Here is a 23,525-nt window from a genome sequence, read left to right on the forward strand (position 1 = left end):
CGGTGCCCGGCATCTCTTGCCCTGCCTGCATAGCCTCATGCAGAGTTCTCGGTGTCTGAATATCCGGTGGCCGAACGGTCGGCCGCCGACCGGCCGGTGCCAGGACACCGGTGTCCGTGCAGGGCTGGAGGCTGCGGATGAGGTCCTCTCCGATCGTGGGTGCGTCGGACGCCGCCGCCGTCGCCGGGGGCGGCGGCCTCGTCGTCCTCGACGGGCACGCCCTCGGGGTCGCCGACGTCGTCCGGCTCGCCGACGGGGCCGCGCGGCCCGTACCCGGCAGCGAGGCGATGCGGCGGGTCGAGGAGTCCTGGGACGCGGCCCGGCAGATCGCGGCGACCGGACGGGTGTACGGCCGCTCCACCGGCGTCGGCGCCAACCGCAGCGAGGACGTGCCCACCGAGGCCGCCGCCGAGCACGGTCTGCGGCTGCTGCGCAGCCACGCGGGTGCCGTCGGGGACGAACTGCCCGCCCGGCAGGTACGGGCCATGCTCGCCGTCCGCGCCAACCAGCTGCTCGCGGGCGGCGCCGGACTGAGGCCCAGCGTGGTCACGGCCCTCTGCGAGGCGCTGGAGAGCGGGGCGTACCCCGTGGTGAACGAGTTCGGGTCCGTCGGTACGGGCGACATCGCGGCACTGGCCCAGATGGGGCTGGCCCTCGCGGGGGAGCACCCGTGGCGGGGGCCGGGCACCGGCGGGGAGGCCGGGGCACGGTTCGAGGCCGGCACCGGGGTCCCCGAGGCCCAGCCGCTGGACAACAACGACGCCCTCGCGCTGATCAGCAGCAACGCGCTCACGCTCGGACAGGCCGCGCTCGCGCTCCACGAGCTGCGGGGGCTGATCGCCGCCACCCAGGTCGTGGCCGCGCTGTCGCTGCTCGCCGTGGACGGCTCGCACGAGGCGTACGCGGCGCCCGTGCACGTCGCGCGCGCCCACCTGGGGTCGCGCGAAGTGGCCCGGCGCATGCGGGAGCTGATCGGGGCGGCCGACCGGCCCACACCCCCGCTGGGCCGCATCCAGGACCCGTACGGCTTCCGGTGCCTGCCGCAGATCCACGGGCCCGCCCTGGACGCGGCCGACGCCCTGGAGGGCGTCCTGGAGGTCGAGATCAACGCGGCGGCGGAGAACCCGCTGATCTGCCCCGAGGACCTGGCCGCCTACCACCACGGCGGCTTCTACCAGGCCCAGCTCGCCCTCGCCCTGGACCACTTCAGGCTCGCCGTGACGCAGGTGGCCCGGCTGTCGACCTCCCGGCTCTCCTCCCTCAACGAGCCCGCCTACACCCGGCTGCGCCCCTTCCTCGCCGACCACGAACCCGCGTCCTCGGGCGTGATGATCCTGGAGTACGCCGCCGGGGCCGCCCTCGGTGATCTGCGGGCCTTCTCGGCGCCCGCGTCGCTCGGCCACGCTGTACTCTCCCGGGGCGTCGAGGAACAGGCCAGCTTCGCCTCGCTCGCCGCCCGGCAGACCCTGCGGGCGTGCGGCCCGTACCGGCTGGTCGTCGGGTGCGAACTGGTCGCCGCGGTGCGGGCGTTGCGCCAGCGCGACCTGCGGCCGGATGCCGGGCTGCCCGTCGCGCGGGCGCTGGAACTGGCCGAGACCGTGCTCGACGCGGACCCGGCCGACCGGCCGCTGACGGCGGACGTCGGCGCGGCGGCCGAACTGCTCGACCGGTTCACCGAGATCTGGACGGACGTCCAGGCGGACCCACTGAGGGGGAGCGCGTGATGAGCGCGGACAAGGGCACGGGCGTGACGGACAGTCCCGCCGCGCGGCTGCAGGCGCTCTTCGAGGGCCACCGGCTGACGCCCACGCAGCGGCGCATCGCCCACAGCATGGTGCGGCGGGCGGCCGACGTGCCGTTCCTGTCCAGTGTGGAACTGGCGGAGCTGGCCGGGGTCAGCCAGCCGTCCGTGACGCGCTTCGCGGTGGCGCTCGGCTTCGACGGCTACCCGGCGCTGCGCCGCCATCTGCGCGACGTCGCGCCCGCCGAGCCGGCCCCGGACACCACCGCCTACAACGAGTACCAGCAGGCCGTGGAGGCGGAGATCGAGAACCTGCGGCACCTGGCCGAGGTGCTCGCCGACCCCGGGCCGGTCGCGCGGGCCGGGCGCCTGCTGGCCGCGTCCCGCCCGCTGCCCGTGCTCGGTCTGCGGGCCGCGGCCTCCCAGGCGTACGGCTTCGGCTACTTCGCCGCCAAGGTCCACCCGGACGTACGGCTGCTGCACGAGGGCGGCAGCATGCTGCACGACCGTATCGACGCCGCCGTACGGGCGGGTGCGAGCGCGCTGCTCTGCTTCGCGCTGCCCCGGCATCCGCGCGAGGTCGTCGAGACCCTGGCGTACGCCAGGGAGGCGGGCCTCTTCGTCGTCACCGTCGCCGACTCCGCGTTCGCGCCCGTCGCCAAGGTCTCCGACCTGCTGCTGCCGGCGGCCGTCGGCACCGGGCTGGCCTTCGACACGGCCTGTGCCCCGATGCTGCTGGGCCGGGTGCTCCTGGAGGCGATGTGCGACGACCTGCCGGAGGCCCAGGCCCGGCTGGAGGAGTTCGACGCGCGGGCGGCGAGCAGGGGGCTGTTCGTCGAGTAGCCCCTCCGGCCGGGAGATCCCGCCGATTCTCAGGCGCGTTTCACGTTCGCCGGATACCGTGCCCGCGACCGTCGTGACGACGTCCGAAGCGGGACGGGAAGGGGACAGGTGTGGCGCGCGGAGGGCAGGGGCTCGCTCGGGTGGCCGTCGTGATGCGGGCCGGGGCCGGGCCGACGTGGTGGCTGGGAGTGGTCGCGGCGGGGGCCGGCGCGGTGCCGCCGGGCCTGACCGGGCGGCGGATCGGTGTGCTGGCCGGGGCGGCCCTGTTCCTCCTCGCCGCCGCAGCGGTGGCGTGGGCCCGGCGCGGCCGGTACCTCGCGCCGGAGCGCGCGGCCGTGCGCGCCGGCAAGCACGACGTCCTCCAGGACCGTGCCGTGACCCTGCGCAACTGGCGCCGGGGGCACCGCTGGTGGCTGCTGCTCGCTTTCCTGCTCGCCCTGGGCTCGTCCCTCGCGCTGCCCGCGGCGGGCGGTCTGCTGCTCGCCGGAGTCGGCGCCGGCCTGCGTCTCAGGGCGGCCTGGCTGGGCCGCCGCGAACACGCCGCCGGCCTGCTCTACTGGGTCCCCGTGGACCGGCTGTCCGCGCGGGGCGGCGGGCCTGCCGGTAAGCGGGTGGACGCGTACCGGGTCACCGGGCTCGGCGCGGGCGACGCGGCGCCCGGGGGCGGCCGGCGGTAGGCCGCGCGCCCTCTCAGATGGTGCTCAGGGTCCGCCTGGCCAGCTCGTACGCCGGGAGCATCTCCTCGTGTTCCTCGGTGTCGAGGCCGCCGAGATGGACGACGACGGGCCCCTTCGGGGTGACCGTCAGGAAGGCCCGCTCCTTCTTGGTCTCGCCCAGGGCCTCGCTGGTGTAGAGGTACTCGACCTCGGCGCCGGAGACACCGGAGTCCGAGCGGAACGCGTGGTACTCGGCCTCGCTGGTGCCGCCCTCCGCCGCCACGAACTTCTTGAGCAGGGCCTTCGCCTCCCCGCCCTTCGCACCGGCCTCGCCGGTCCACACGCGGAGGAAGCCGATGTTCCCGGCCGGCTTGGCGTCGATCTCGCACGCGGCGGTGAACGGGCCCTGGTGCAGCAGCCCTTCGGCCAGTTCGGCGGCCAGCTCCTCCTCCTCGGAACCGCTCCCGCCGCCGGGCGCCCCGGTCTCGACGGCCTGGGGCCGCCACTTCTCGGCGGTCTCGAAGGTGACCGGCAGTGCGCAGGCGGAACCGGCCGCCCCCACGCTGCCGCCGCTCCTGACGGTCTCCTGCGACGACCCCGACCCGGACCGCTCCTCCGCCGGCCTGCCCGCGCTCGCCGACGGCTTTCCTTCGCCGCCCTCCGCCGGCTCCGCGCACCCCGTCAGCACCCCGGCCAGCAGCGCCAGCAGCGCCGGCACCGTCCCCCGTACCACTGTCCCCACCGTCGTCCTCTTCTCCTGGTCCCAGGGCGGACACGGTAGCGGAGCGGGAGGGGTGTCGTTCGCACGAGTGTGCGGGCGGGGCCGAGGTCGGAGGTGCCGGGAACGTGCTCGGCGGCGCTCCCCTGGTGGGGTGCGCCGCCGGAGCCCTGGTGTCGGTCGGGTCAGACCTCCAGCTCCGCCTCGATCCGCTTCAACTGGTGCCTCGCCATGGCCAGGTTGGCCCGCTTGGCGTCGAGCACCAGATAGAGGAAGAGGCCGTTGCCGCCGCGGCCGGTGAGCAGGCGGATCAGGTGGTAGGCGTCGGACAGGGTGATCAGGATGTCCTCGATCTCGCCCTTGAGGCCGAGGTGTTCCATGGTGCGCAGCTTGGCTCGGACGACGTCGGTGTTCCCGGCGGCGGCGACGTTGAGGTCGAACCCCTTGCTGCCGCCGATCGTGCCCAGTGCCATGCCGCTGGTGTAGTCGACCAGGGCGGCGCCGGTCGCGCCCTCGATGGACGCGAGGGCCTCTTTCAACGTGGTCTCGGTGTTGGCCATGGTGTGCGGTGTCCTTTCAGCTTTCACTGGTGGTAGGTGCGTTGGGAGTGGTTCGGGGGGTGGTGCGCGAGGGGAGGGCGCGGGGGGTGCGGCGGGGCATGGTCGACCTGACCGTGGCCTTGGCCGGTGCCGGGGACGCGGCGGTGGCCGAGGCCGTGCTCGTGGCCGTGCTCGTGGTCCTCGCCACCGCTCGGGCCGGGTTCCTGGTGACCGGCCTGGTCTCGGCGGCCGCGGAGTCGTCCGGCCGCGGCCGGGCGTCCATCAGCTCGCCTATCCGGCCGCCGGCCCGGCGGCCCTCCAGGTGCAGCCGGCCCACGTTGACCCGGTCCTGGGCCAGCAGGGTCAGCACCGCGGAGGAGCCCGCCGCGTACGTGGCCACATAGCCGTCGTCGCCGCGCAGCAGCAGTTCGCGCAGCTCGCCCCGGCCGGCGGTGTCCGTCATCCGTACGGCGACGCCGAGCGCGGCGGCGGTGAGTGCCGCGAGGCCCTCCGGTTCGACGCCGGGGGTGTCGTGGGCGAGCACGAGCCCGTCCACACTGGCCGCGAGCGCGCCGGTCAGTTGGGGTACACGGGCCCTCAACCGGTGCAGTTCGTCGAGGACTTCGGCCTCCGCGGCCATGAGCAGTCTCCTCTCGGCGGGACGCTCCCGCTGCCGCTCAAAGGGCCTCCAGCGCATCCCTGAGCCTTTGCAGTAGAGCCACGTCGGGGTCTGTGGTGGTGAGGGGCCAAGGTGGGACGAGGGACGGGGCCGCGGCGGTGGCCGCGGGTCCGGCGATCGCGGATCCGGCCGGTCCGGTGGTCGTGGGTCCGGCCGTCGTGGGGCCGGTGGCCGCGTGCCGGCCCGGAGCGGCCGGTGGGGTGAGGGCCGCCGGTGGGGCGAGGCGGCCCGGATCGGGTGACGTCTCGGTGTGGCCCGGGTGCGGGGCGGGGGAGTGCTCGGGGTGGGGGGCCCGGGAGTGGTGGTCCGGGCCGGCCGGCGCCGGTGGGGTTCCCACCGGGGTGTGCCGGGTCGCGGATATCAGCCCCGCGGCCGCCAGCCTCCGTACGTCCACCAGGGTGTGGAAGGCCGGGCGGCCCAGGGTGAGGGAGATCTCGGCGGCCGTGCGCAGACCGTTCACCTGGCCGAGCACGGCTCCCTGGCGGGCCGGGACCGGGGGCACGCCCCGGTCGGCGGCCCTGGCCAGCGGCGCGTCGTCCGTCTCGGCGTCGGGCCAGATGCGGTGCAGCAGGTCGCGGCGGCGCCGGGCCTCGCGCGCCACGGCGGCCACCGGCACCGGACGGATCGGCCCCAGCCAGTGCGCGGCCCCGTAACGGAAGCTGGCCGGGGCGCTGCTCGGGCCGAGCACGAAGTACGCCGCGTCGAACAGCGCCCCCGCGTGGCACAGTTCGAGAGCGCCCCGCGCGACCCGGCCGCTGTCCACGAGGAACCGCCCGACCCGCAGCCCGGCCCCGGCCGTGTCGACCGCCTCCCGCCAGCCGTCGCGGTCCAGGACGCCCCCGGTGGCGAGCAGCACGTCGAGGCCCGGGGAACGGGGGCTCTCGGCATGCACGACCTCCCCCTCGGACAGGTACAGCGAGCCGCTCTCGCGCAGCAGTACGCCGGTGGCCCGCTCGGCGGCGAGCCGGCTCAGCATCGGGGAGACGGCCTGCCGGAAGTGTTCGCCGCGCACGGGCAGCGGGGGCGCCGGTGTGGTGATCACGCTCATGCCAGCACCAGCCGTCCCGCCATCTCGCCGAGCCGGATCCGGGCCAGCGCGAGGTTGCCGTCCGAACGGGTCAGCCACAGGTGCAGGAACACACTGCTGTCGAAGGTCGTCCGCACGAACCGCAGCACGTGGTACGTGTCCCGGTTGCTGACGATCAGGTCCTCGACCGGCAGATCCGCGCCGGACCAGTCCGAGCCCTCCTCCGGTGCGAACGCCCGGTGCTCCGCCGCCAGCCGTGCCAGCTCCGCCGCCTCCGCGGCGGTCGTCTCGTGGTCACCGCCGGGTGCCTCCCCGACGGTGCCCAGGGCCAGCCCGCTGGTCCAGTCGACCACCGCGGCGCCCAGGGCACCGGGCAGCCTCATGGCCTCCACCAGACACTCGTCGATTCCGGGCACCGTGGCTCCCCTCCTGCCTGCGGTTCGGCTGAGTGACGCAGACGCTACGCAACGTGTGCGTGGGGAGTGAGCGATCTGGCATTTTCCGGCGGAACATGCGGAGAGGTGACTAAGGTAGGTCGACTTGCCTGCTTTTCGCCGCTGTTGGGTGCCGGGCGGTCCGCCGACGCGCTGAGGTGCGGCTATGCGGCCGGGTCGCATACCGGGGGCGGGCGGGGCGCCGGGTGTCCCTCATTCTGGGGGGCGCGAGGGGCGCGCGTGTGGTGCGCATTCCTGGGCCGGGAGCCCTTCGGCACGTCCGGGCGCTCCTCGCCGACCCGGGGCGCGGGCGACATCGGGCCGTCGGCCACGCCCGGCGGCGCGGGTCAGAGCCCCAGCAGCCCCGACCTCTCCGCTCCTCCCGCCTCGGCCACGATCTGCTCCACGGTCTGCGCCTGCCGCACCACCGCGAACCGCGTCCGGCCGTCCCCGGGGGCGTATCCGTAGATCCCGGGCCGGGGAAGGGAGTTGTACGCGTAGTGGTGCGCGAAGTAGTACGCGCCGGTGTCCAGCGCCGCCGCGTAGTCGCCCGGCTCCAGCAGCGGCAGCGAGCGCCCCTCCGCCAGCAGGTCCCCCGCGAAACAGGCGGGGCCCGCCACGTCCTGCACCGCCACCGGCCCGTTCTTCACCCGGCCCTTCGCGTCGTACGCGGCGATCCGCAGCGGCCATGACCCGGGCGCGTACACCGTCCGCGTCGCCACCTGCACCCCCGCGTGCGTGACCGCGATGGCCCGCCCGCCCGCGCTCTTGGTGTACTCGACCCGGGCGACGATCGCCCCGTGCTTGGCCAGCAGCGACCTGCCGAACTCGGTCACCAGCCCGTACCGCCCGTCGAACAGCCCCGGCACCGCCTCCGCGAGCAGCCGCGCGTACTGCTCGTACGTCGGTGTGGCCGCCTCCGAGGCGAAGTTCACCGGCAGTCCGCCGCCGATGTCGATCGTGTCGATCTGCCGCCGCCCGATCCGCCGGTTGATCTCCTCGGCCAGCTCGTACGTCTCGGTGATCCCCCGGGTCATCAGCGACAGCGGCATCCCCTGGGACCCGCTGTGCGCGTGCAGCCGGCTCAGCCAGGGGCGGTCCAGATACGCCCGGACGACCCACTCCCGGGCTCCCTCGTCCCGGAGGGCCACGCCGAACTTGGAGGTGGCCGTCGCCGTGGACAGCGCGTCGATCGCGCCGGAGCCGACCTGCGGGTTCACCCGGATGCCGACGGGGGAGCGGGTGGTGGCCGACCGCACGAGCGCGTCGATCCGGTCCAGTTCCTGCGGGTTGTCCGCGTTGACCGCGATGCCCAGCGCCAGCGCCTCCCGCAGCTCGGCCGGGGTCTTGGCGGGCGAGTCCAGCACGGTGCTCCTCGGCGGCACCCCGGCCGCCCGAGCGAGGGCCAGCTCCCCGGCACTGGCGACCTCGGCGCCGATCCCCGCCTCGCGCAGCAGCCGCAGCACGGGAACCAGCGGCGTCGCCTTCACCGCGAACGCGTGCAGCACGGGCGTCCCCGGCGCCGTCACCGCGTCGAAGGCCCTGCGCAGCGCGCCCGCCGAGGCCCGGATCCCGTTGACGTCGAGGAGGGCCACGACCGGGGTGCCGGGGGACAGCAGCCCCTGCTCCACCGCCGCCCGCACGGCCTCGTCCCGCCGCGCGGCGCGCTCGTCGTCGGTGTCGTACAGCCGCAGTGTGCGCTCGGCCGCCTCCTCGTCGTGCCGACCGCCGGGCCGCTCCCCTTCGGTCCCGTTCGTCACGTCTCCCATCCTTCCCCCGCTGTCGTGTCGTCGTCCGCACCCATAGGGTCAGTGTGTCCAGCCAAACACCCGTGGCGCGCCGCCGCTGGCCCTACCGGTGTATTGACTAGCTCTATTCAGCAAGTCAGGATGTGAATAGTTGCTGTATAGAGCAGGAGGCAGACCGTGTCAGGACCCCGCCCCGTTCGAGCGCCGCGCGGTACGGAACTCAGCACCCTGGGCTGGCAGCAGGAAGCCGCCCTGCGCATGCTGCAGAACAACCTCGACCCCGAGGTCGCCGAGCACCCCGACAAGCTCGTCGTCTACGGCGGCACGGGCAAGGCCGCCCGGGACTGGCGCTCCTTCGACGCCATGGTCCGCACCCTGCGGACCCTCAAGCAGGACGAGACGATGCTGGTCCAGTCGGGCCGCCCCGTCGGTGTCATGCAGACCCACGAGTGGGCGCCCCGGGTCCTCATCGCCAACTCCAACCTCGTCGGCGACTGGGCCAACTGGGAGGAGTTCCGCCGGCTGGAACAGCTCGGGCTGACCATGTACGGCCAGATGACCGCCGGTTCCTGGATCTACATCGGCACCCAGGGCATCCTCCAGGGCACCTACGAGACCTTCGCCGCCGTCGCTGCCAAGAAGTTCGGCGGCACCCTCGCCGGGACCATCACCCTCACCGCCGGACTCGGCGGCATGGGCGGCGCCCAGCCCCTCGCGGTGACCATGAACGACGGCGTCGCGATCTGCGTCGACTGCGACCCCCGCGCCATCGACCGCCGCATCGAGCACCGCTACCTCGACGTCAGGGCCGACTCGCTCGACCACGCCCTCCAGCTGGCCGTCGAGGCCCGCGACGCCCGCCGCCCGCTCTCGATCGGCGTCCTCGGCAACGCGGCCGACCTCCTCCCCCGGCTCCTCGCGTCGGGCGCCCCCATCGACATCGTCACCGACCAGACCTCGGCCCACGACCCCCTGGCGTACCTCCCCGTCGGCGTCGACTTCGACGACATGGCCTCCTACGCCGCCAAGGACCCGGCCGGCTTCACCACCCGCGCCCGCGAGTCCATGGCCCGGCACGTCGAGGCGATGGTCGGTTTCCAGGACGCCGGCGCCGAGGTCTTCGACTACGGCAACTCCATCCGCGGCGAGGCCCAGCTCGCCGGCTACGACCGGGCGTTCGCCTTCCCCGGCTTCGTCCCCGCCTACATCCGGCCCCTGTTCTGCGAGGGCAAGGGCCCCTTCCGCTGGGCCGCCCTCTCCGGCGACCCCGCCGACATCGCCAAGACCGACAAGGCGATCCTCGACCTGTTCCCGGAGAACGAGTCCCTGCACCGCTGGATCAAGATGGCAGGCGAGCGCGTCCACTTCCAGGGCCTTCCCGCCCGCATCTGCTGGCTCGGCTACGGCGAGCGGGACAAGGCCGGCGAGCGCTTCAACGACATGGTCGCGAGCGGCGAACTGGCCGCCCCGCTGGCCATCGGCCGCGACCACCTGGACTGCGGCTCCGTCGCCTCCCCCTACCGCGAGACCGAGGCCATGCTCGACGGCTCCGACGCCATCGCCGACTGGCCGCTGCTGAACGCGATGGTGAACGTGGCCTCCGGGGCGTCCTGGGTCTCCCTGCACCACGGCGGCGGCGTGGGCATGGGCCGCTCCCTCCACGCCGGCCAGGTCACGGTCGCCGACGGCACGAAGCTGGGTGGCGAGAAGATCCGCCGCGTGCTGACCAACGACCCCGGCATGGGCGTCATCCGGCACGTCGACGCGGGCTACGACATCGCCGAGTCCGTCGCCGACGACCGGGGCGTACGGGTGCCGATGCGCGAGGGTGAGGACGCGTGACCCAGCGCGCAGGGGAGCATGAAGAGGGGCGCGACGGCAGCGCGGAGGCGGGTGCGCACGCACGTGCCCCCCGCCCCGTCACCGGCGGTGCCTCCTTCCACGCGATGTGGCGCGACCTGCTGCCCCTCGGCCGGCATCCCGGCTCCGGCGGCTACCGCCGGTTCGCCTGGACCGCCGCCGACGCCGACTGCCGGGCCTGGTTCGAGGAGCAGGCCCGGGACCGGGGCCTGCACCACGAGGTGGACCGGAACGGCAACCAGTGGGCCTGGCTCGGCGACCCCACCGCCGGGGACGCCGTGGTCACCGGGTCGCACCTCGACTCCGTGCCCGACGGCGGGGCCTTCGACGGCCCCCTCGGCGTGGTCTCCTCCTTCGCCGCGCTCGACGAACTGCGCGCCCGGGGTGCCCGGTTCGACAAGCCGCTCGCCATCGTCAACTTCGGTGACGAGGAGGGCGCCCGCTTCGGACTGGCCTGCGTGGGCTCCCGGCTGGCCACCGGGCAGCTGACCGCCGAGCAGGCGGGACGGCTCACCGACGGCGACGGCGTCACCCTCCCCCGGGCGATGGAGGCCGCCGGATACGACCCGGAGGCCATCGGCGCCGATCCCGAACGCCTCGCGCGCATCGGCGCCTTCGTCGAACTCCACGTCGAGCAGGGGCGGGCCCTGGACCTGTCCGGGGACGCCGTCGGGATCGCCAGCGCGATCTGGCCGCACGGGCGCTGGCGGTTCGACTTCCGCGGCGAGGCCAACCACGCCGGCACGACACGGCTCGTCGACCGCCGGGACCCCATGCTGTCGTACGCGGAGACCGTGCTCGCCGCCCGCCGCGAGGCCCGGTTGGCCGGTGCCGTCGCCACCTTCGGCAAGATCTCCGTCGAACCGAACGGGGTCAACGCCATCCCCTCCCTCGTACGCGGCTGGCTCGACTCCCGCGCCGAGGACCAGGCGACGCTGGACACGGTCGTCGGCGCGATCGAGGAGGCGGCCCGCGACTACGCCCAGGAGCACGGGATCGAGCTGGACGTCGTCCGGGAGTCCTTCACACCCGTGGTCGAGTTCGAGCACGCGCTGCGCGACGAGATCGCCCGCATCCTGGGCCGGGACACGGCCGACCTGAAGGTGCCGGTCCTCGGCACCGGTGCCGGACACGACGCCGGGATCCTCTCCGGGACCGTCCCGACCGCCATGCTGTTCGTGCGCAACCCGACGGGTGTCTCGCACTCCCCGGCCGAACACGCCGCCGAGGACGACTGCCTGGCCGGGGTGACCGCGCTCGCCGACGTACTGGAAGGGCTGGCCCGCAGGTGACGGAGACGACCTACTGGCTCGAACACGCCTGGCTCGGCACGCACGTCGAGCCGGGCGTGACCCTCACGGTGACCACCGAGGGCCGCGTCGGTGCCGTGCGCACCGGCACGACCGCCCCGCCCCCGGGCGCGGCCGTCCTGCGCGGGCTCACCCTGCCGGGCCTTGCCAACGCCCACAGCCACGCCTTCCACCGGGCCCTGCGCGGCACCGTGCAGGTCGGCTCGGGCACCTTCTGGACCTGGCGCGAGGTCATGTACCGGGTCGCGGACCGGCTGACCCCGGACACCTATCACGCCCTCGCGCGGGCCGTGTACGCGGAGATGGCGCTGGCCGGGATCACGGCGGTGGGCGAGTTCCACTACGTGCACCACGCCCCCGGCGGCACCCCGTACGCCGACCCGAACGCCATGGGCGAGGCCCTCGTCGAGGCCGCGGCCGAGGCGGGCATCCGGATCACCCTCCTCGACACGGCCTACCTCTCCGCCGGCTTCGGCAAGGCACCCGACCAGCACCAGCTCCGCTTCTCCGACAGCACGGCGGAAGCCTGGGCGGAACGCTGTTCTGTTCTCAAGGACCGGGATCACGCGCGGATCGGTGCGGCCGTGCACTCCGTACGGGCCGTGCCGGCCGGGCAGCTGGCGACCGTGGCGCGCTGGGCCGAGGAGCGGCGGGCCCCGCTGCACGTGCACCTGTCGGAGCAGACGGCGGAGAACGACGCCTGCCACGCGGCGCACGGCCGCACCCCCGCCCAGCTCCTCGCCGACCACGGTGTGCTGGGCCCCCGCACGACGGGCGTCCACAACACCCACCTCACCGACGAGGACATCGCCCTCATCGGCGGCAGTGGCACCGGCACCTGTATGTGCCCCACGACCGAACGGGACCTCGCGGACGGCATCGGCCCGGCCGTCGCCCTGCAACGGGCAGGCTCCCCGCTCTCTCTCGGCTCCGACAGCCACGCCGTCGTCGACCTGCTCGAAGAGGCGCGCGCGATGGAGCTGAACGAGCGCCTGCGCACCCGTACGCGCGGTCACTGGACGGCGGCGGCCCTCCTGCGGGCGGCCTCGGCCGACGGCCACGCGGCGATCGGCTGGGACGACGCCGGCACCCTGGAGACGGGCGCGCTCGCCGACTTCACGACGATCGCGCTCGACTCGGTCAGGACAGCGGGGCCGCTGCCACGGCTCGGCGCGGAGACCGCGGTATTCGCCGCGTCGGCAGCGGACGTGTCGCACACGGTGGTGGGAGGTCGGCACGTCGTACGGGACGGGGCGCACACCCTCGTACCGGATGTGCCGAAAGCCCTCGCGGACGCCGTCGCAGCACTGCGCGGATGACCCCGGCCGGCCCGCCCCCGGGCCGGCTCCCCGATCCAGAACCCGAACCGACCGCCGACCAGGCAACCAAGGACGCCATGAGCAGCCCGACGACCGACAGCCCCGCCCACTCGGCGAGCACCGCCAGCACGCTCATCACCAACATCGCTGCCCTGGTCACCAACGACCCCTCTCTCGGCGACGGTTCCCCCCTCGGACTGATCCAGGACGCGGCCGTCGTCATCGACGGCGACCGCATCGCGTGGACCGGTGATCAGAGCAAAGCACCCGCCACTGACAATCGGGTCGACGCCGGTGGACGGGCGGTGATCCCGGGCTTCGTGGACTCCCACTCCCACCTCGTCTTCGCGGGCGACCGGACCGCCGAGTTCAACGCCCGCATGTCCGGCCGGGCCTACAGCGCGGGCGGCATCCGCACGACCGTCGCCGCCACCCGCGCCGCCACCGACGAGGAACTGGAGGCCAACCTCACCCGTTACCTCCGCGAGGCCCTCCGCCAGGGCACGACCACCTTCGAGACCAAGTCGGGCTACGGCCTGACCGTCCACGACGAGGCGCGGGCCCTGCGCATCGCCGCGCGGCACACGGACGAGGTGACGTACCTCGGCGCCCACATCGTCTCCCCCGACCACGCCGAGGACCCCGCCGCCTACGTCGCGCTCGTCACCGGCGAGATGCTCGACGCCTGCGCCCCGCACGCCCGTTGGATCGACGTCTTCTGCGAGAAGGGCGCCTTCGACGGCGACCAGGCCCGCGCGATCCTCACGGCGGGCAAGGCGAAGGGCCTGCACCCGCGCATCCACGCCAACCAGCTCTCCTACGGCCCCGGGGTCCGGCTCGCCGTCGAACTGGACGCGGCGAGCGCGGACCACTGCACCCACCTCACCGACGCCGACGTGGACGCCCTCGCGAGCGGCAGTACGGTCGCCACGCTCCTGCCCGGCGCCGAGTTCTCCACCCGCGCCGAGTGGCCCGACGCCCGCCGCCTTCTCGACGCGGGTGTCACCGTCGCCCTCTCCACGGACTGCAACCCGGGGTCGTCGTTCACCTCGTCCGTCCCCTTCTGCGTCGCGCTCGCCGTACGGGACATGGGAATGACACCGGACGAGGCGGTCTGGGCGGCCACGGCGGGGGGCGCGCGGGCGCTCCGCCGCGACGACGTCGGCCGGCTCACGCCGGGCGCGTACGCCGATCTCGCGCTGCTGGACGCGCCCAGCCATGTCCACCTCGCCTACCGGCCGGGTGTGCCCCTGGTCACGGGCGTGTGGCGCAGGGGTGTCCGCGTGGTCTGACCGGCCCCGGCCCGCAGGCGGTTCGGACCGGTCCCGTGAAGGGGCCGGTCCGGACCTGTCTCAGGAAGAGGCCGGTCCGGCCCCCGCCTTCCAGCGCTGCCCCTCGCGCCCCGACGCCAAGGCGAAGCCGACGGAACCGAGCGCGTCCGGCGTCACGGCGAACCGCCCCGCGATCGCCGGGCGGATCGCCCCCCGGGAGTCGACCTCGAACCTGAGGTTGTCGCCGTTCTCCCCGTCGAGCGAGTCGCACTCCCAGACGCCCACACCGTCGTCGATCGACCCACGGCTGTCCAGGCACAGGTCGGGATCGGCGAACGACTGGAGGACGGAGCGCCCGGAGTCGAGCCGCCAGCGCTGGGTGGCGCGCGAGGAGCAGGTCGCCGTGACGACGTCGGTGCCCTTCGCCAACGGGCCCCGGATGTCCAGGCACAGCCCCGAGGCGACGTTCACCACCTGCGTGTAGGCACCGCTCAGCGGCCCTCCGTACGGCGACGACGGCGTCGGCGAGCCCGTGTCGGACGGACGCGGGCTCGGGCTGCGCGTCGGCTTCTCCTTCCGCGGGGGCTTCGAGGGGCCGGCGGTCTCCGAGGGGGTCGGGGACGGCGTCGGGCTCGGCGGGACGCCGGGGTTCGTCGACTCCGACGGCGGCACCGAGGGCGTACCACCGGAACCGGCCGCGTCGTCGGACGACGACGAGCCGACCGACCCCGAGAAGACCAGGAACGCCAGCAGCGGCGCCAGCGCCACCCCGAGGGCCACCGAGGTCAGCGCGATCCGGCGGGACCGTGACCACTTGGCCCGCGTCACCCCGTCCGGCGCCTCGGCCCCGAGCGGGGCCAGGGGCTCCGTGGGCGGTCCCGCCGCCCAGGCCCCGGCGGCGGCCGTCGCCGCCCCGCCGACGGAACGCTCCCCGCCGCCGGAGGTGAAGTCGGAGGTGAAGTCGGAGCCGACATCGGAGCCGAAATCGGAGCCACCGGAGGGGAATCCGGAAGCAGAAGCGGAAGAGGTGCCGGACTCCTGCCCCAAGCCGGAGGCAGCGGCAGCGGCAGTACCGGGCCCCGAGCGAGCGCCGGAGCCACTGCCCCGGCCAGACCCGGAGCCGCTGCCAGCGCCGGACCCCGAATCGGCCGCCGTACCCGAACCCGGGGCCGACGCCCCCTCCGCGCCGGCCCCGGGCGCGGCGCCCCTGCCGGGGCCGCCGCCCAGGCCCGACTCCGCCCACGCCTCCGCCGCCGCGGCGGTCGCGGCGGCGGCCTCGGCCCACCCGCCCGCTCTGGCGCCCGCCCCGGGCGTCCGGGCCGCCTCCTCCCACCCCTGGGCCTCCGGGCCCGCGAAGTCCTCCGCGCCCGCGCCGCGCGCGCCCCGCGCGCCGCGCGTGTACGCCGTACCGCCCCAGGGCAGCAGCCCCTCCGCCAGCGTCGCGCGCGGGCTGTCGCGCAGGGCGCACAGCTCCTCGTAGGCGCCGGCGCAGTAGGGGCAGTACGCCATGTGGGCGTGCAGATCGGTGCTGTGGCGAGGGGAGTCCGGTCGTACGGACTCCTCGATCAGCCGGCGGAAGTCCTGGCAACGCGGGTCGTCCGAGGCGGCGAGACGCACGCGGAGGCATGCCTGGCGCAGGGGCTGGAGCGCGGACTCCCGCCGGTACGCCACGTCGTCGGGGGTGAGGCCGAGCAGCACGGCCGTGCGCTCGTCCGGCTCCTGCTCCACGAGGCCGTACCAGATGAGTCCCTGGGGCCGGGGCGGCAGCAGCTGGAACGCCGCGAGCAGGGGCGGGACGGGGCCCTCGGGGCCCGCCGCGGCCAGCACCGGGCGCAGGGCGGGCGCGAGACCGGTGGCGTGTTCGTCGGTGGTCCAGGTGGCGGCCACGCGGACGGTCAGCAGGAGCAGTTGGTGGCGCCAGGGCACGGCCGCCTCGGTGCCGCGTGCCGTCTCCCGGGTGGCGGTCGTGAACGCCTGCGTCGCCAGCTCCAGGGCCGAGGACTCGCTCGCGGCACACAGCCGGGCGTAGGCGAGGACCGACGGGTGGTGGCGCTCACGCAGTTCGCGCAGGGCCGTGTACGCGATCGGCGAGTCGGCGCGCAACAGCGCGGTGAGCCGCGCGTCCGACGCGTCCGCGTGCTGGTGCTCGGACCCGTCGTCGGGGCGTGCGCCCGGCGTACCGGTGTCCTGCCGTTTCTCGTGGCTGTCGTCGTCGCCGGAGCGCTCGTCCCTAGCCCGAGTCATCCTCGTGCCTCCTCGCACCCCCGTGACCGCCAGTCGGCTTCTGGAACACCGAACACTCTGGCGCGTGACCATAGTGACGGAAGGTGAACCGGAGGGAAGGGGTTTCTTGCGGTAAGGGGGTGAGAGATCGGCAGGCCGGAAACGGTTCGGCCGGGTACGCGAGGAGTGTCGCAACTCCTGCCGCACCCGGCCGCCTTCTGTCACGGTCGCGGTGACCGCCGTCGCCGCCGTCACCGGAGGCCCGCGGCGCGCCCGGCCGCTCACTCCTCCAGCGTCAGCCCCTTGCGCAGCCGTACCAGCGTGCGGGACAGCAGCCGGGAGACGTGCATCTGGGAGATGCCCAGTTCGTCCCCGATCTCGGACTGCGTCATGTTGGCCACGAACCGCAGGGAGAGGATCTGGCGGTCGCGCTGCGGCAGTCCGGCGATCAGCGGCTTCAGGGACTCGACGTACTCGATGCCTTCGAGCCCGTGGTCCTCGTAGCCGATCCGGTCGGCCAGCGCGCCCTCGGAGTCGTCCTCCTCCGGCTGGGCGTCCAGGGACGAGGCGGTGTACGCGTTGGAGGCCGCCATGCCCTCGACGACCTCGTCGTTGGTCAGCCCCAGGCGCTCCGCCAGCTCGCCGACCGTGGGGGCGCGGTCGAGCTTCTGGGCCAGCTCGTCACCGGCCTTGGCCAGGTCGAGCCGGAGTTCCTGCAGCCTGCGCGGTACGCGTACGGACCAGCTGGTGTCGCGGAAGAAACGCTTGATCTCACCGACGATGGTGGGCATCGCGAACGTGGGGAACTCGACGCCCCGGCTCAGTTCGAAGCGGTCGATCGCCTTGATCAGGCCGATCGTGCCGACCTGGATGATGTCCTCCATGGGCTCGCTGCGCGAGCGGAACCGGGAGGCGGCGAACTTGACCAGAGCCAGGTTGAGTTCGACCAGCGTGTTGCGGACGTACGAGTAGTCGTACGTGCCTTCCTCAAGGGACTCCAGCCGCTCGAACAGGGTCTTGGACAGCGCCCGCGCGTCCACCGGTCCCACCTCGTCGTACGGGGGGATCTCCGGCAGGTCGGCGAGTCCGTCGCCCGGATCGTGGGCGAGGTCGTCCTGCGTCTCTTCCGGGGCGGATGCCGACGTCGCCCTCTGGGTATGCGATGCGTCGAGCCGGGGTGACATGATGTCCTCCATCGTTCTCGGCATATGGCCGCCGATGCCTGTACGTGCACTGCGGTGTGCGGCGCCTCCAAAGCCGGCCGTGTCGTTTGGTGCACTACTAGCCCTACCTGCTTTCCGGACGTCGTCGCAAGTGCGTGCTGCACTGAAATGTCCCTTTTCGGGGGATTGTTCGGGTGTCGGAGAGTGTGGAGAAGGCGTAGTGTTCGAGGGCGAGTCAGCAGTCACGACGGTCGGGAGAGAGACGGCATGGACCGTGGGACGGTCGGCAGCGCACAGTCGGGCCGGCTACGGGTCGAGGTGCGGGAAGAGGGCTCCAGCGCCGTGGTGACGCCGGCGGGTGAGCTGGATCACCACACCGCCGATCTGTTGCGCGAGCCACTCGAGAGCTGCCTGGAAAAGGGCTTCACACGTCTGGTGGTGGACTGCTCGCTGCTGGAGTTCTGCGACTCCACCGGGCTGAACGTCCTGCTGGGCGTGCGGCTCAAGGCGGAGTCGGCGGGCGGCGGAGTCCATCTGGCGGGCATGCTCCCGGCGGTGGCGCGGGTCTTCGAGATCACCGGGGCGGACGCGGTGTTCACCGTCCACGACACCCTCGACGCGGCCCTGGGGGACTAGGCCCGCGTCCGTCGGCCGCGGCCCTCGCGCGAGGGCGATGTCGGTCCGGCCGCCGCGGCCGTCGGGCCTGCCGCCCGGCCCGCGAAAGGGCCCCCGGCATCCCCTCCCGACCGGCTGATTGTTCGCGTCCCGGGTTCTGTGCCGAAAACATGGGTGTTCTGACGGTTCGCTCGGGCAGGAGACATGCTGAACGTGCCGGCGAGCGGGCCGGCCGTCCGGGGGCCCGGTGGCGGGGTGTGGACGGGCGACGGGGCGTACGGCGCGGGTCCGCGGGCGGCTCCGCGGCTGCTCGGCGGCGGTGCGGCGGCGACCCGACGACGGCTCGGCGGTGACTCGGAAGTTCGGTGAAGTGTGACGGGGAGTACGGATGGCGCAATGGGTGACATCAGAAGACAGCATGTGCCGCGGGCCGGCGTCCCGCATCCTTGATGAGTCCTGAATCGTGTACTGGTGAATCGGTGAGGTGAAGCGCTGATGAGCACCACCCGGCCCTTCTCGCCGGGCGACCGCGGCCCGGAACCGGGTGCCGGCGGCGCTTCCGGAGCGCCCGGGGGAGACCCGCCCGTGGTCCCCGCCACGGGGCGTCGGTCCCGTCGGCTCAGCTTCGAGGGCGAGAGCGGCGTGGTACCGCTCGCCCGCGACTTCACCCGCCAGGCGCTGTACGAGTGGGGCTGGCTGCCGGCCGCGACCGCGGACCAGCGGGCGGCTGCGGAGGACGTCCTGCTGGTGGTCTCCGAGCTGGTGACCAACGCGTGCCTGCACGCCGAGGGCCCCGCCGAGCTGCGGATCGGGTGCGACAACAAGGTGCTGCGGATCGAGGTGTCCGACCGGGGGACGGGGAATCCGGCCCCCCGGACCCCGCACCGGGCGGGCCGCCCGGGCGGACACGGCATGTTCATCGTGCAGCGGCTGTGTCTGGACTGGGGGGTCGTACGGGAGCCCGGCGCGTCCGGGAAGACGGTGTGGGCGGAGCTGGGGGCGCCGGCCTGACCGGGACGGCGGGTCGCCTCCGGCGGGTTGCCGGGGGCCGATGCGCGGCGCCCCGAGTCGTGGCCCTCCGGGCGAGGGCGTCGGCATGGTGTGGGCCGTGGGCCTCCCCGGGGTCGTCGGGCCTGCACCGCGGCCGAGTGCTCCGGGCCTCCGGTGGCCGGGCCGATGGTCCGGCGATGGGCGCTGGACCGGCGCGGTGGGGCCGCGCCCGTGGTCGCGGAGTGCGAGGCGGTCGGCGTGGACCGCTGACCGCGGGTCCGGCCCGTAGCCATGGAGGACCGGTCGGCGTGGACCGCTGACCGCGGGTCCGGCCCATAGCCATGGAGGACCGGGCGGCCGCCGCGGCCGTCGAGCCGCGCCGTGCGCCACGGCGGGCCGCCCGCGCACTCGTCGCCGCGCACCGCACAGCTCGCACCCCTCCGACGCGCTCCTCCGACGCGCTCCTCGCCCGTGCGCCCCGAACTCCCGCCGCACCACACCCCCCGCCGCACCCCGAGCCCCCGCATCCCGAGCCCTCGCATCCCGCGCCCCGGGCAGTCGCCCCGGGGCATCGACACTCATCCGACACCTGCGTGTGTCTTCCTTCTCCACGGGCCCCGGCGTACCTTGAGCCGCCGATCTGATGTTCCGTCAGAAATGTGGGGTGCCGAGGTGTCGTACCGGACGTACCAGAAACGAACCGCCGCGCTCGCGTCCCTCGCGGCCCTGGCCGGAACGGCGGTGCTGATGGCCGCCCCGGTGGCCCATGCCGAGGTCGTGGACGTCGAGTACAACTGCAAGACGCCGATCGGGGACAAGTCCGCGGTGTCGCCGATCGACATCAAGGGCGTCGAGAGCGGCGACGGTTACAAGATCACGATGTCGTGGCAGAAGGGTGTGTCGTCCAGCCCGGTGGAGCTGGGCAAGGGCGCGATGACGCCGAGCGCCACGATCGAGCTGGGCGGGGCCGACAGCGGGACGCTCACGGTGACCGGGCCGGCGAACCAGGAGGCGATCCCGCCCAACACGCCGATCAAGATCAATGACCTGAGCGGTACGTACACCCCGAAGAAGACCGGCAAGGTCGAGTTCACCGCGGGTGTCCTCACCATCAAGGCCCTCGGCACGGTGACCACCTGCACACCGGGGAACGATCCAGGTCCCTCGCTCACCCTCGACGTCAAGGCCGCCGGCGGGGGCGGTACGGGCGGCTCCGCCACGGGCGGCACCGGCGGTTCGGGCGGTGAGCTTCCGCGGACCGGGCCCCTGGACTCGGCGGTCGCGCTCGGCACGCTCGGCGGGACGGTCCTGCTCGCGGGCGCGGCGGGAGCCCTGTGGGTGACCCGCAGGAACCAGGCGGTACGTCGCTGACGGGAGCCGGAACGTGAGCAGAAGGCGGCCGGGCCCGGCGGCCCACCCGACGACACGGCACCCCATCCCGCGCGCCTCGGCGTTCACCGCGGCGCTCACCGGGGTGCTCGTCCTCGTCGTGGCCCTCCTGGCGGTGCCCCTCGACGGCGGCAGCGCGCTGGCCGCGGACAGGCCGACCGTGAAGCTGTCCAAGGCGCAGGCCGGAACCGGCGGTTCGGTCACCGTGACCGGCGCCGGCTGGCGGCCGAAGGCGATCCTGATGGTGCTCATCTGCGGCCGGGCCACGCCCTCGCGGGGGGTGCCCGGCGGCACCGACTCCTGTGCCAACGCCGACGGGCGGGCCGTCACCGCCGACGGCAAGGGCGGCTTCCGCCGGGAACTGCCGGTGTCCGAGCCCCCGGTGCCCTGCCCCTGCGTCGTGCACGTCTCCACCATCACGGGCCCCGACGCGGCGGCCGACGCGGCCTTCCAGGTCGCCGGGCACTCGGTCGAACCGTTGCCGAGGGAGGCCGCGGGCGGCCGGCTCTCGCTGCTGACGGACGCTCGCCTGACGGGCTCCGACGGGCTGTTGACCTGGTTCGGCGCACCCCCCGCCCGCGAACTCGTCCTCACCGTCGGCAACGTCGGCACCTCGCCGGTCAGGAACCCCGTCTTCCAGGTCGGCACCTCCCACGGCGTGTTCGCCCCGCGCTGGGAGGAACAGCGCTGGCGCGGAACGATCCGGCCCGGGGGCAGGGCACGGATCACGCTGCCCGTGGACCTCGCGGCCGGGGCCCACGGCGACTACACCGTCTCCCTCACGTACGGCGGGAAGGTCCTCGCCGAACGGCCGTGGACCGTGGGCCGTCCCTGGGGCGTCACCCTCTTCTGGCTGATGCTCTGCCTCGTCGTCCCGGCGGTGCTGTTCCGGACGGGCATGGCCGTGGTGGACCGGGTGCGCCCGGCGCGCACGGCGCCCGAGGGGCGGGGGCGAGGCCGGCGCCTGCCGGCGTGGGTGCCCCGGCCACGCCCCTCGAACGCGGCTCACGCACACCCCCGTACGCCGTCCCCCGTCCGTACGGTCCCGGGCCCAGGCCCGGACCCGGACCCGGACCCGGACCTGCCGTGGTTCACCCCCGACACCCGCCGCGACACCACCGTGACCGACCCGCCCGCCTGAGACGGACGGACGGACGTACGTACGCGCGTGACCCCGGGAGCGCGGCACGGGACAGGGCCGCCGTACCCGCAGGCACGGCGGCCCTGTCCGTGACCGGCCGGAGCCGGAGGTCAGTTGACGTCGCCCGTGAGGGCCCTGACCTTCTTGCGGTACATGTAGATCGCGAAACCGGCGAGGACCGCGAGGGTGGCCTCGACGGCGACCATGCCGGTCCCGCTGAGGTCGAAGCCGCCGACGGCCGGGTTGGAGAGCAGACCGGTGATCGAGTCGCCCGCGGTGACCGCGAGGAACCACACGCCCATCATCTGGCTGGCGTACTTGGCCGGGGCCATCTTCGTCGTGACCGACAGGCCGACCGGGGACAGGCACAGCTCGCCGACGGTCTGGATGAAGTAGATGCCCACCAGCCACATCGGGCTGGCCAGGGTGCCGTTCGCCGCCATGCCCAGCGGGATCAGGAAGAAGAAGAACGAGACACCGATGAGCACCAGGGCCATCGCGAACTTCACGGCCGTGCTGGGCTCCCGCCCCTGACGGTTGAGCCACAGCCACAGCCACGCGAACACCGGGGCGAGGGCCATGATGAACAGCGGGTTCAGCGACTGGTACCAGGAGGTCGGGAACTCGAAGCCGAGCAGCGAGCCGGCCACCTTCTGGTCGTTCGAGCCGAAGGCCTGGACCGTGGAGGCGCCCTGGTCGTAGATCATCCAGAACACGGCGGCGGCGACGAAGAACCAGATGTAGCCGGTCATCTTGGACTGCTCGGCGGTGGTCAGCTCCTTGTCCCGCTTGATGCGCAGCAGCACGCCCGCCGGGACGACGAGACCGATGACGGTCAGCGGGATCATCGCCCAGTTCAGGGTGAAGTGGCCGCTGAGACCCACGGCGCCGTAGAAGACGGCCGCGACGGCCAGCCACAGCAGGCCCTTGCGCAGCCAGGCGGCGCGCTCCTCGGCCGCCAGCGGCTTGGGGACGATGTCGCTGGTCGGGCTCAGGGTCCGGCTGCCGGCGAGGAAGACGGCCAGACCGATGGCCATGCCGACCGCCGCCAGACCGAAGCCGAGGTGCCAGTTGACCTCCTGGCCGACGGTGCCGATGGCCAGCGGGGCGAAGAAGGCACCCGCGTTGATGCCCATGTAGAAGATCGTGAAGCCGCCGTCGCGCCGCGGGTCGCCGGGGCCGTCGTAGAGGTGGCCCACCATCGTGGAGATGTTGGCCTTCAGCAGACCGGAACCGGCCGCGACCAGTGCCAGGCCGGCGAAGAACGGTGCCTGACCGCCCGGCAGGGCCAGCACCAGGTGGCCGGACATGATGGTGACGGCGGCGATCGCCACCGTTCTGCGCGGGCCCCAGACACGGTCGCCGAGCCAGCCGCCGGGCATCGCGAGCAGGTACACCATCGCCGAGTAGACGGCGACGATCGTGGTGGTGGTGGCCAGGTCCATGGCCAGGCCGCCGCCCATGCTCCCCTTGCCGGCGTCGGGGCCGCCGGAGAGCAGGTAGACGGTGAGGAGGGCCTTCATGCCGTAGTAGGAGAACCGCTCCCACATCTCGGTCATGAAGAGAGTGGCCAGTCCGCGGGGGTGGCCGAAGAAGGTGGGCTCGGTGCCGGGGGTTCCCCGGCCGGCCGGGTCCTTCGTCAGGCTGGACGCCATGGTCGTTCCTTGCAGATCGGGACGGCGCACGTGGGGGCGCGCGCCCGGTGGTGGGGCGGCCGGCACCGGACGGCCGGCACGTCCGCCCCGCCACACGGGGTTCCGCCCCGGATCACGGGACGGCGGACGGCGACCACCGGGATCCACACCCCTCTACGCGCGTTGACGCATCGTCGCGTCCCGCGTGTCCGGGGCCCGGCCACA

General features: G+C 73.9%; 20 protein-coding genes and 1 pseudogene. 11 read left to right on the forward strand and 10 right to left on the reverse strand.

Annotated elements, in window-relative coordinates; genetic code table 11:
• Window positions 1-137 precede the first annotated feature (137 nt).
• The 3 genes from PYR72_RS29030 (at window position 138) to PYR72_RS29040 (ending at window position 3,261) form a co-directional block, all read left to right on the forward strand.
• Window positions 138-1,724: an aromatic amino acid ammonia-lyase gene (locus PYR72_RS29030; RefSeq protein WP_275458028.1), complete on the forward strand. Its 1,587-nt coding sequence runs from the start codon at window positions 138-140 to the stop codon at window positions 1,722-1,724.
• A complete protein-coding gene (locus PYR72_RS29035) occupies window positions 1,724-2,584 on the forward strand; it encodes a MurR/RpiR family transcriptional regulator (RefSeq protein ID WP_037724962.1) in 861 nt (286 codons plus the stop codon). Before PYR72_RS29030 ends, PYR72_RS29035 begins: the two co-directional genes overlap by 1 nt.
• Window positions 2,585-2,694: 110 nt before the next feature.
• Window positions 2,695-3,261 (forward strand): hypothetical protein, encoded by a 567-nt coding sequence (locus PYR72_RS29040; RefSeq protein ID WP_275458029.1) that lies wholly within the window; start codon window positions 2,695-2,697, stop codon window positions 3,259-3,261.
• Between the two features lie 13 nt (window positions 3,262-3,274).
• Here PYR72_RS29040 and PYR72_RS29045 read toward each other — a convergent pair whose 3' ends face one another.
• From PYR72_RS29045 to PYR72_RS29070, 6 genes are all read right to left on the reverse strand, one after another.
• Window positions 3,275-3,982 carry a lipoprotein gene (locus PYR72_RS29045; protein WP_275458030.1) on the reverse strand — a complete coding sequence of 236 codons (708 nt, stop codon included), beginning with the start codon at window positions 3,980-3,982 and terminating at the stop codon, window positions 3,275-3,277.
• A 161-nt stretch (window positions 3,983-4,143) separates the two neighbouring features.
• On the reverse strand, window positions 4,144-4,518 hold the full coding sequence (locus tag PYR72_RS29050) for a hypothetical protein (protein ID WP_013003073.1): 375 nt from the start codon (window positions 4,516-4,518) through the stop codon (window positions 4,144-4,146).
• Window positions 4,519-4,534: 16 nt separating this feature from the next.
• The gene (locus PYR72_RS29055; RefSeq protein WP_275458031.1) at window positions 4,535-5,137 is read right to left on the reverse strand and encodes a roadblock/LC7 domain-containing protein; all 603 of its coding nucleotides are present in this window, start codon (window positions 5,135-5,137) and stop codon (window positions 4,535-4,537) included.
• A gap of 37 nt (window positions 5,138-5,174) precedes the next feature.
• Entirely contained in the window at window positions 5,175-6,224 is a 1,050-nt protein-coding gene (locus tag PYR72_RS29060) for a hypothetical protein (protein WP_275458032.1), read from the reverse strand.
• Window positions 6,221-6,619 (reverse strand): hypothetical protein, encoded by a 399-nt coding sequence (locus PYR72_RS29065; protein ID WP_013003076.1) that lies wholly within the window; start codon window positions 6,617-6,619, stop codon window positions 6,221-6,223. Before PYR72_RS29065 ends, PYR72_RS29060 begins: the two co-directional genes overlap by 4 nt.
• Before the next feature lie 365 nt (window positions 6,620-6,984).
• The gene (locus tag PYR72_RS29070; RefSeq protein ID WP_275458033.1) at window positions 6,985-8,406 is read right to left on the reverse strand and encodes a diaminopimelate decarboxylase; all 1,422 of its coding nucleotides are present in this window, start codon (window positions 8,404-8,406) and stop codon (window positions 6,985-6,987) included.
• 156 nt (window positions 8,407-8,562) lie between these two features.
• Between PYR72_RS29070 and hutU the strand changes: the two genes are divergently transcribed.
• From hutU to hutI, 4 genes are all read left to right on the forward strand, one after another.
• Window positions 8,563-10,227, forward strand: coding sequence for a urocanate hydratase (hutU, locus tag PYR72_RS29075; RefSeq protein ID WP_275458034.1), 1,665 nt, complete (start codon window positions 8,563-8,565; stop codon window positions 10,225-10,227).
• A 104-nt stretch (window positions 10,228-10,331) separates the two neighbouring features.
• Window positions 10,332-11,537 (forward strand): allantoate amidohydrolase, encoded by a 1,206-nt coding sequence (locus PYR72_RS29080; RefSeq protein ID WP_275460550.1) that lies wholly within the window; start codon window positions 10,332-10,334, stop codon window positions 11,535-11,537.
• Window positions 11,534-12,874, forward strand: a complete 1,341-nt coding sequence (locus tag PYR72_RS29085; RefSeq protein WP_275458035.1) for a formimidoylglutamate deiminase — start codon at window positions 11,534-11,536, stop codon at window positions 12,872-12,874. Before PYR72_RS29080 ends, PYR72_RS29085 begins: the two co-directional genes overlap by 4 nt.
• Entirely contained in the window at window positions 12,871-14,166 is a 1,296-nt protein-coding gene (gene hutI / locus PYR72_RS29090; RefSeq protein ID WP_275458036.1) for an imidazolonepropionase, read from the forward strand. The genes PYR72_RS29085 and hutI overlap by 4 nt, the downstream gene beginning before the upstream one ends.
• Window positions 14,167-14,226: 60 nt before the next feature.
• Here hutI and PYR72_RS29095 read toward each other — a convergent pair whose 3' ends face one another.
• The 3 genes and pseudogenes from PYR72_RS29095 to PYR72_RS29105 all read right to left on the reverse strand — a co-directional run bounded on the left by PYR72_RS29095 (window position 14,227) and on the right by PYR72_RS29105 (window position 17,564).
• On the reverse strand, window positions 14,227-14,973 hold the full coding sequence (locus tag PYR72_RS29095; RefSeq protein ID WP_275460551.1) for a ricin-type beta-trefoil lectin domain protein: 747 nt from the start codon (window positions 14,971-14,973) through the stop codon (window positions 14,227-14,229).
• A 570-nt stretch (window positions 14,974-15,543) separates the two neighbouring features.
• Window positions 15,544-16,461, reverse strand: a pseudogene (locus PYR72_RS29100) (hypothetical protein); the annotation flags it as partial.
• 188 nt (window positions 16,462-16,649) lie between these two features.
• Entirely contained in the window at window positions 16,650-17,564 is a 915-nt protein-coding gene (locus tag PYR72_RS29105) for an RNA polymerase sigma factor SigF (RefSeq protein ID WP_275458037.1), read from the reverse strand.
• 234 nt (window positions 17,565-17,798) lie between these two features.
• Here PYR72_RS29105 and PYR72_RS29110 point away from each other — a divergent pair, with 234 nt between their 5' ends.
• The 4 genes from PYR72_RS29110 (at window position 17,799) to PYR72_RS29125 (ending at window position 21,666) form a co-directional block, all read left to right on the forward strand.
• Complete coding sequence (locus PYR72_RS29110) at window positions 17,799-18,167, forward strand: STAS domain-containing protein (RefSeq protein ID WP_013003084.1); 369 nt, start codon at window positions 17,799-17,801, stop codon at window positions 18,165-18,167.
• Between the two features lie 474 nt (window positions 18,168-18,641).
• Window positions 18,642-19,157, forward strand: coding sequence for an ATP-binding protein (locus PYR72_RS29115; RefSeq protein ID WP_059079867.1), 516 nt, complete (start codon window positions 18,642-18,644; stop codon window positions 19,155-19,157).
• A gap of 636 nt (window positions 19,158-19,793) precedes the next feature.
• Window positions 19,794-20,507 carry a peptidase gene (locus PYR72_RS29120; RefSeq protein WP_275458038.1) on the forward strand — a complete coding sequence of 238 codons (714 nt, stop codon included), beginning with the start codon at window positions 19,794-19,796 and terminating at the stop codon, window positions 20,505-20,507.
• A 13-nt stretch (window positions 20,508-20,520) separates the two neighbouring features.
• Complete coding sequence (locus tag PYR72_RS29125) at window positions 20,521-21,666, forward strand: hypothetical protein (RefSeq protein ID WP_275458039.1); 1,146 nt, start codon at window positions 20,521-20,523, stop codon at window positions 21,664-21,666.
• Between the two features lie 110 nt (window positions 21,667-21,776).
• On the opposite strand, the gene PYR72_RS29130 is transcribed toward PYR72_RS29125, so the two are convergent.
• On the reverse strand, window positions 21,777-23,321 hold the full coding sequence (locus tag PYR72_RS29130; RefSeq protein WP_275458040.1) for an oligopeptide:H+ symporter: 1,545 nt from the start codon (window positions 23,319-23,321) through the stop codon (window positions 21,777-21,779).
• Between the last annotated feature and the right edge of the window lie 204 nt (window positions 23,322-23,525).

The sequence above is a fragment of the Streptomyces sp. VNUA24 genome (assembly GCF_029167005.1).
Lineage (GTDB): Bacteria > Actinomycetota > Actinomycetes > Streptomycetales > Streptomycetaceae > Streptomyces > Streptomyces scabiei.

Bases quoted from the DNA above. Each gene is read 5' to 3' on its own strand.
- PYR72_RS29030 (WP_275458028.1), top strand. From the start codon at position 138: ATGAGGTCCTCTCCGATCGTGGGTGCGTCGGACGCCGCCGCCGTCGCC.
- PYR72_RS29035 (WP_037724962.1), top strand. From the start codon at position 1,724: ATGAGCGCGGACAAGGGCACGGGCGTGACGGACAGTCCCGCCGCGCGG.
- PYR72_RS29050 (WP_013003073.1), bottom strand. From the start codon at position 4,518: ATGGCCAACACCGAGACCACGTTGAAAGAGGCCCTCGCGTCCATCGAG.
- PYR72_RS29055 (WP_275458031.1), bottom strand. From the start codon at position 5,137: ATGGCCGCGGAGGCCGAAGTCCTCGACGAACTGCACCGGTTGAGGGCC.
- PYR72_RS29060 (WP_275458032.1), bottom strand. From the start codon at position 6,224: ATGAGCGTGATCACCACACCGGCGCCCCCGCTGCCCGTGCGCGGCGAA.
- PYR72_RS29070 (WP_275458033.1), bottom strand. From the start codon at position 8,406: ATGGGAGACGTGACGAACGGGACCGAAGGGGAGCGGCCCGGCGGTCGG.
- PYR72_RS29080 (WP_275460550.1), top strand. From the start codon at position 10,332: ATGTGGCGCGACCTGCTGCCCCTCGGCCGGCATCCCGGCTCCGGCGGC.
- hutI (WP_275458036.1), top strand. From the start codon at position 12,871: ATGACCCCGGCCGGCCCGCCCCCGGGCCGGCTCCCCGATCCAGAACCC.
- PYR72_RS29105 (WP_275458037.1), bottom strand. From the start codon at position 17,564: ATGGAGGACATCATGTCACCCCGGCTCGACGCATCGCATACCCAGAGG.
- PYR72_RS29110 (WP_013003084.1), top strand. From the start codon at position 17,799: ATGGACCGTGGGACGGTCGGCAGCGCACAGTCGGGCCGGCTACGGGTC.
- PYR72_RS29115 (WP_059079867.1), top strand. From the start codon at position 18,642: ATGAGCACCACCCGGCCCTTCTCGCCGGGCGACCGCGGCCCGGAACCG.
- PYR72_RS29120 (WP_275458038.1), top strand. From the start codon at position 19,794: ATGTGGGGTGCCGAGGTGTCGTACCGGACGTACCAGAAACGAACCGCC.
- PYR72_RS29130 (WP_275458040.1), bottom strand. From the start codon at position 23,321: ATGGCGTCCAGCCTGACGAAGGACCCGGCCGGCCGGGGAACCCCCGGC.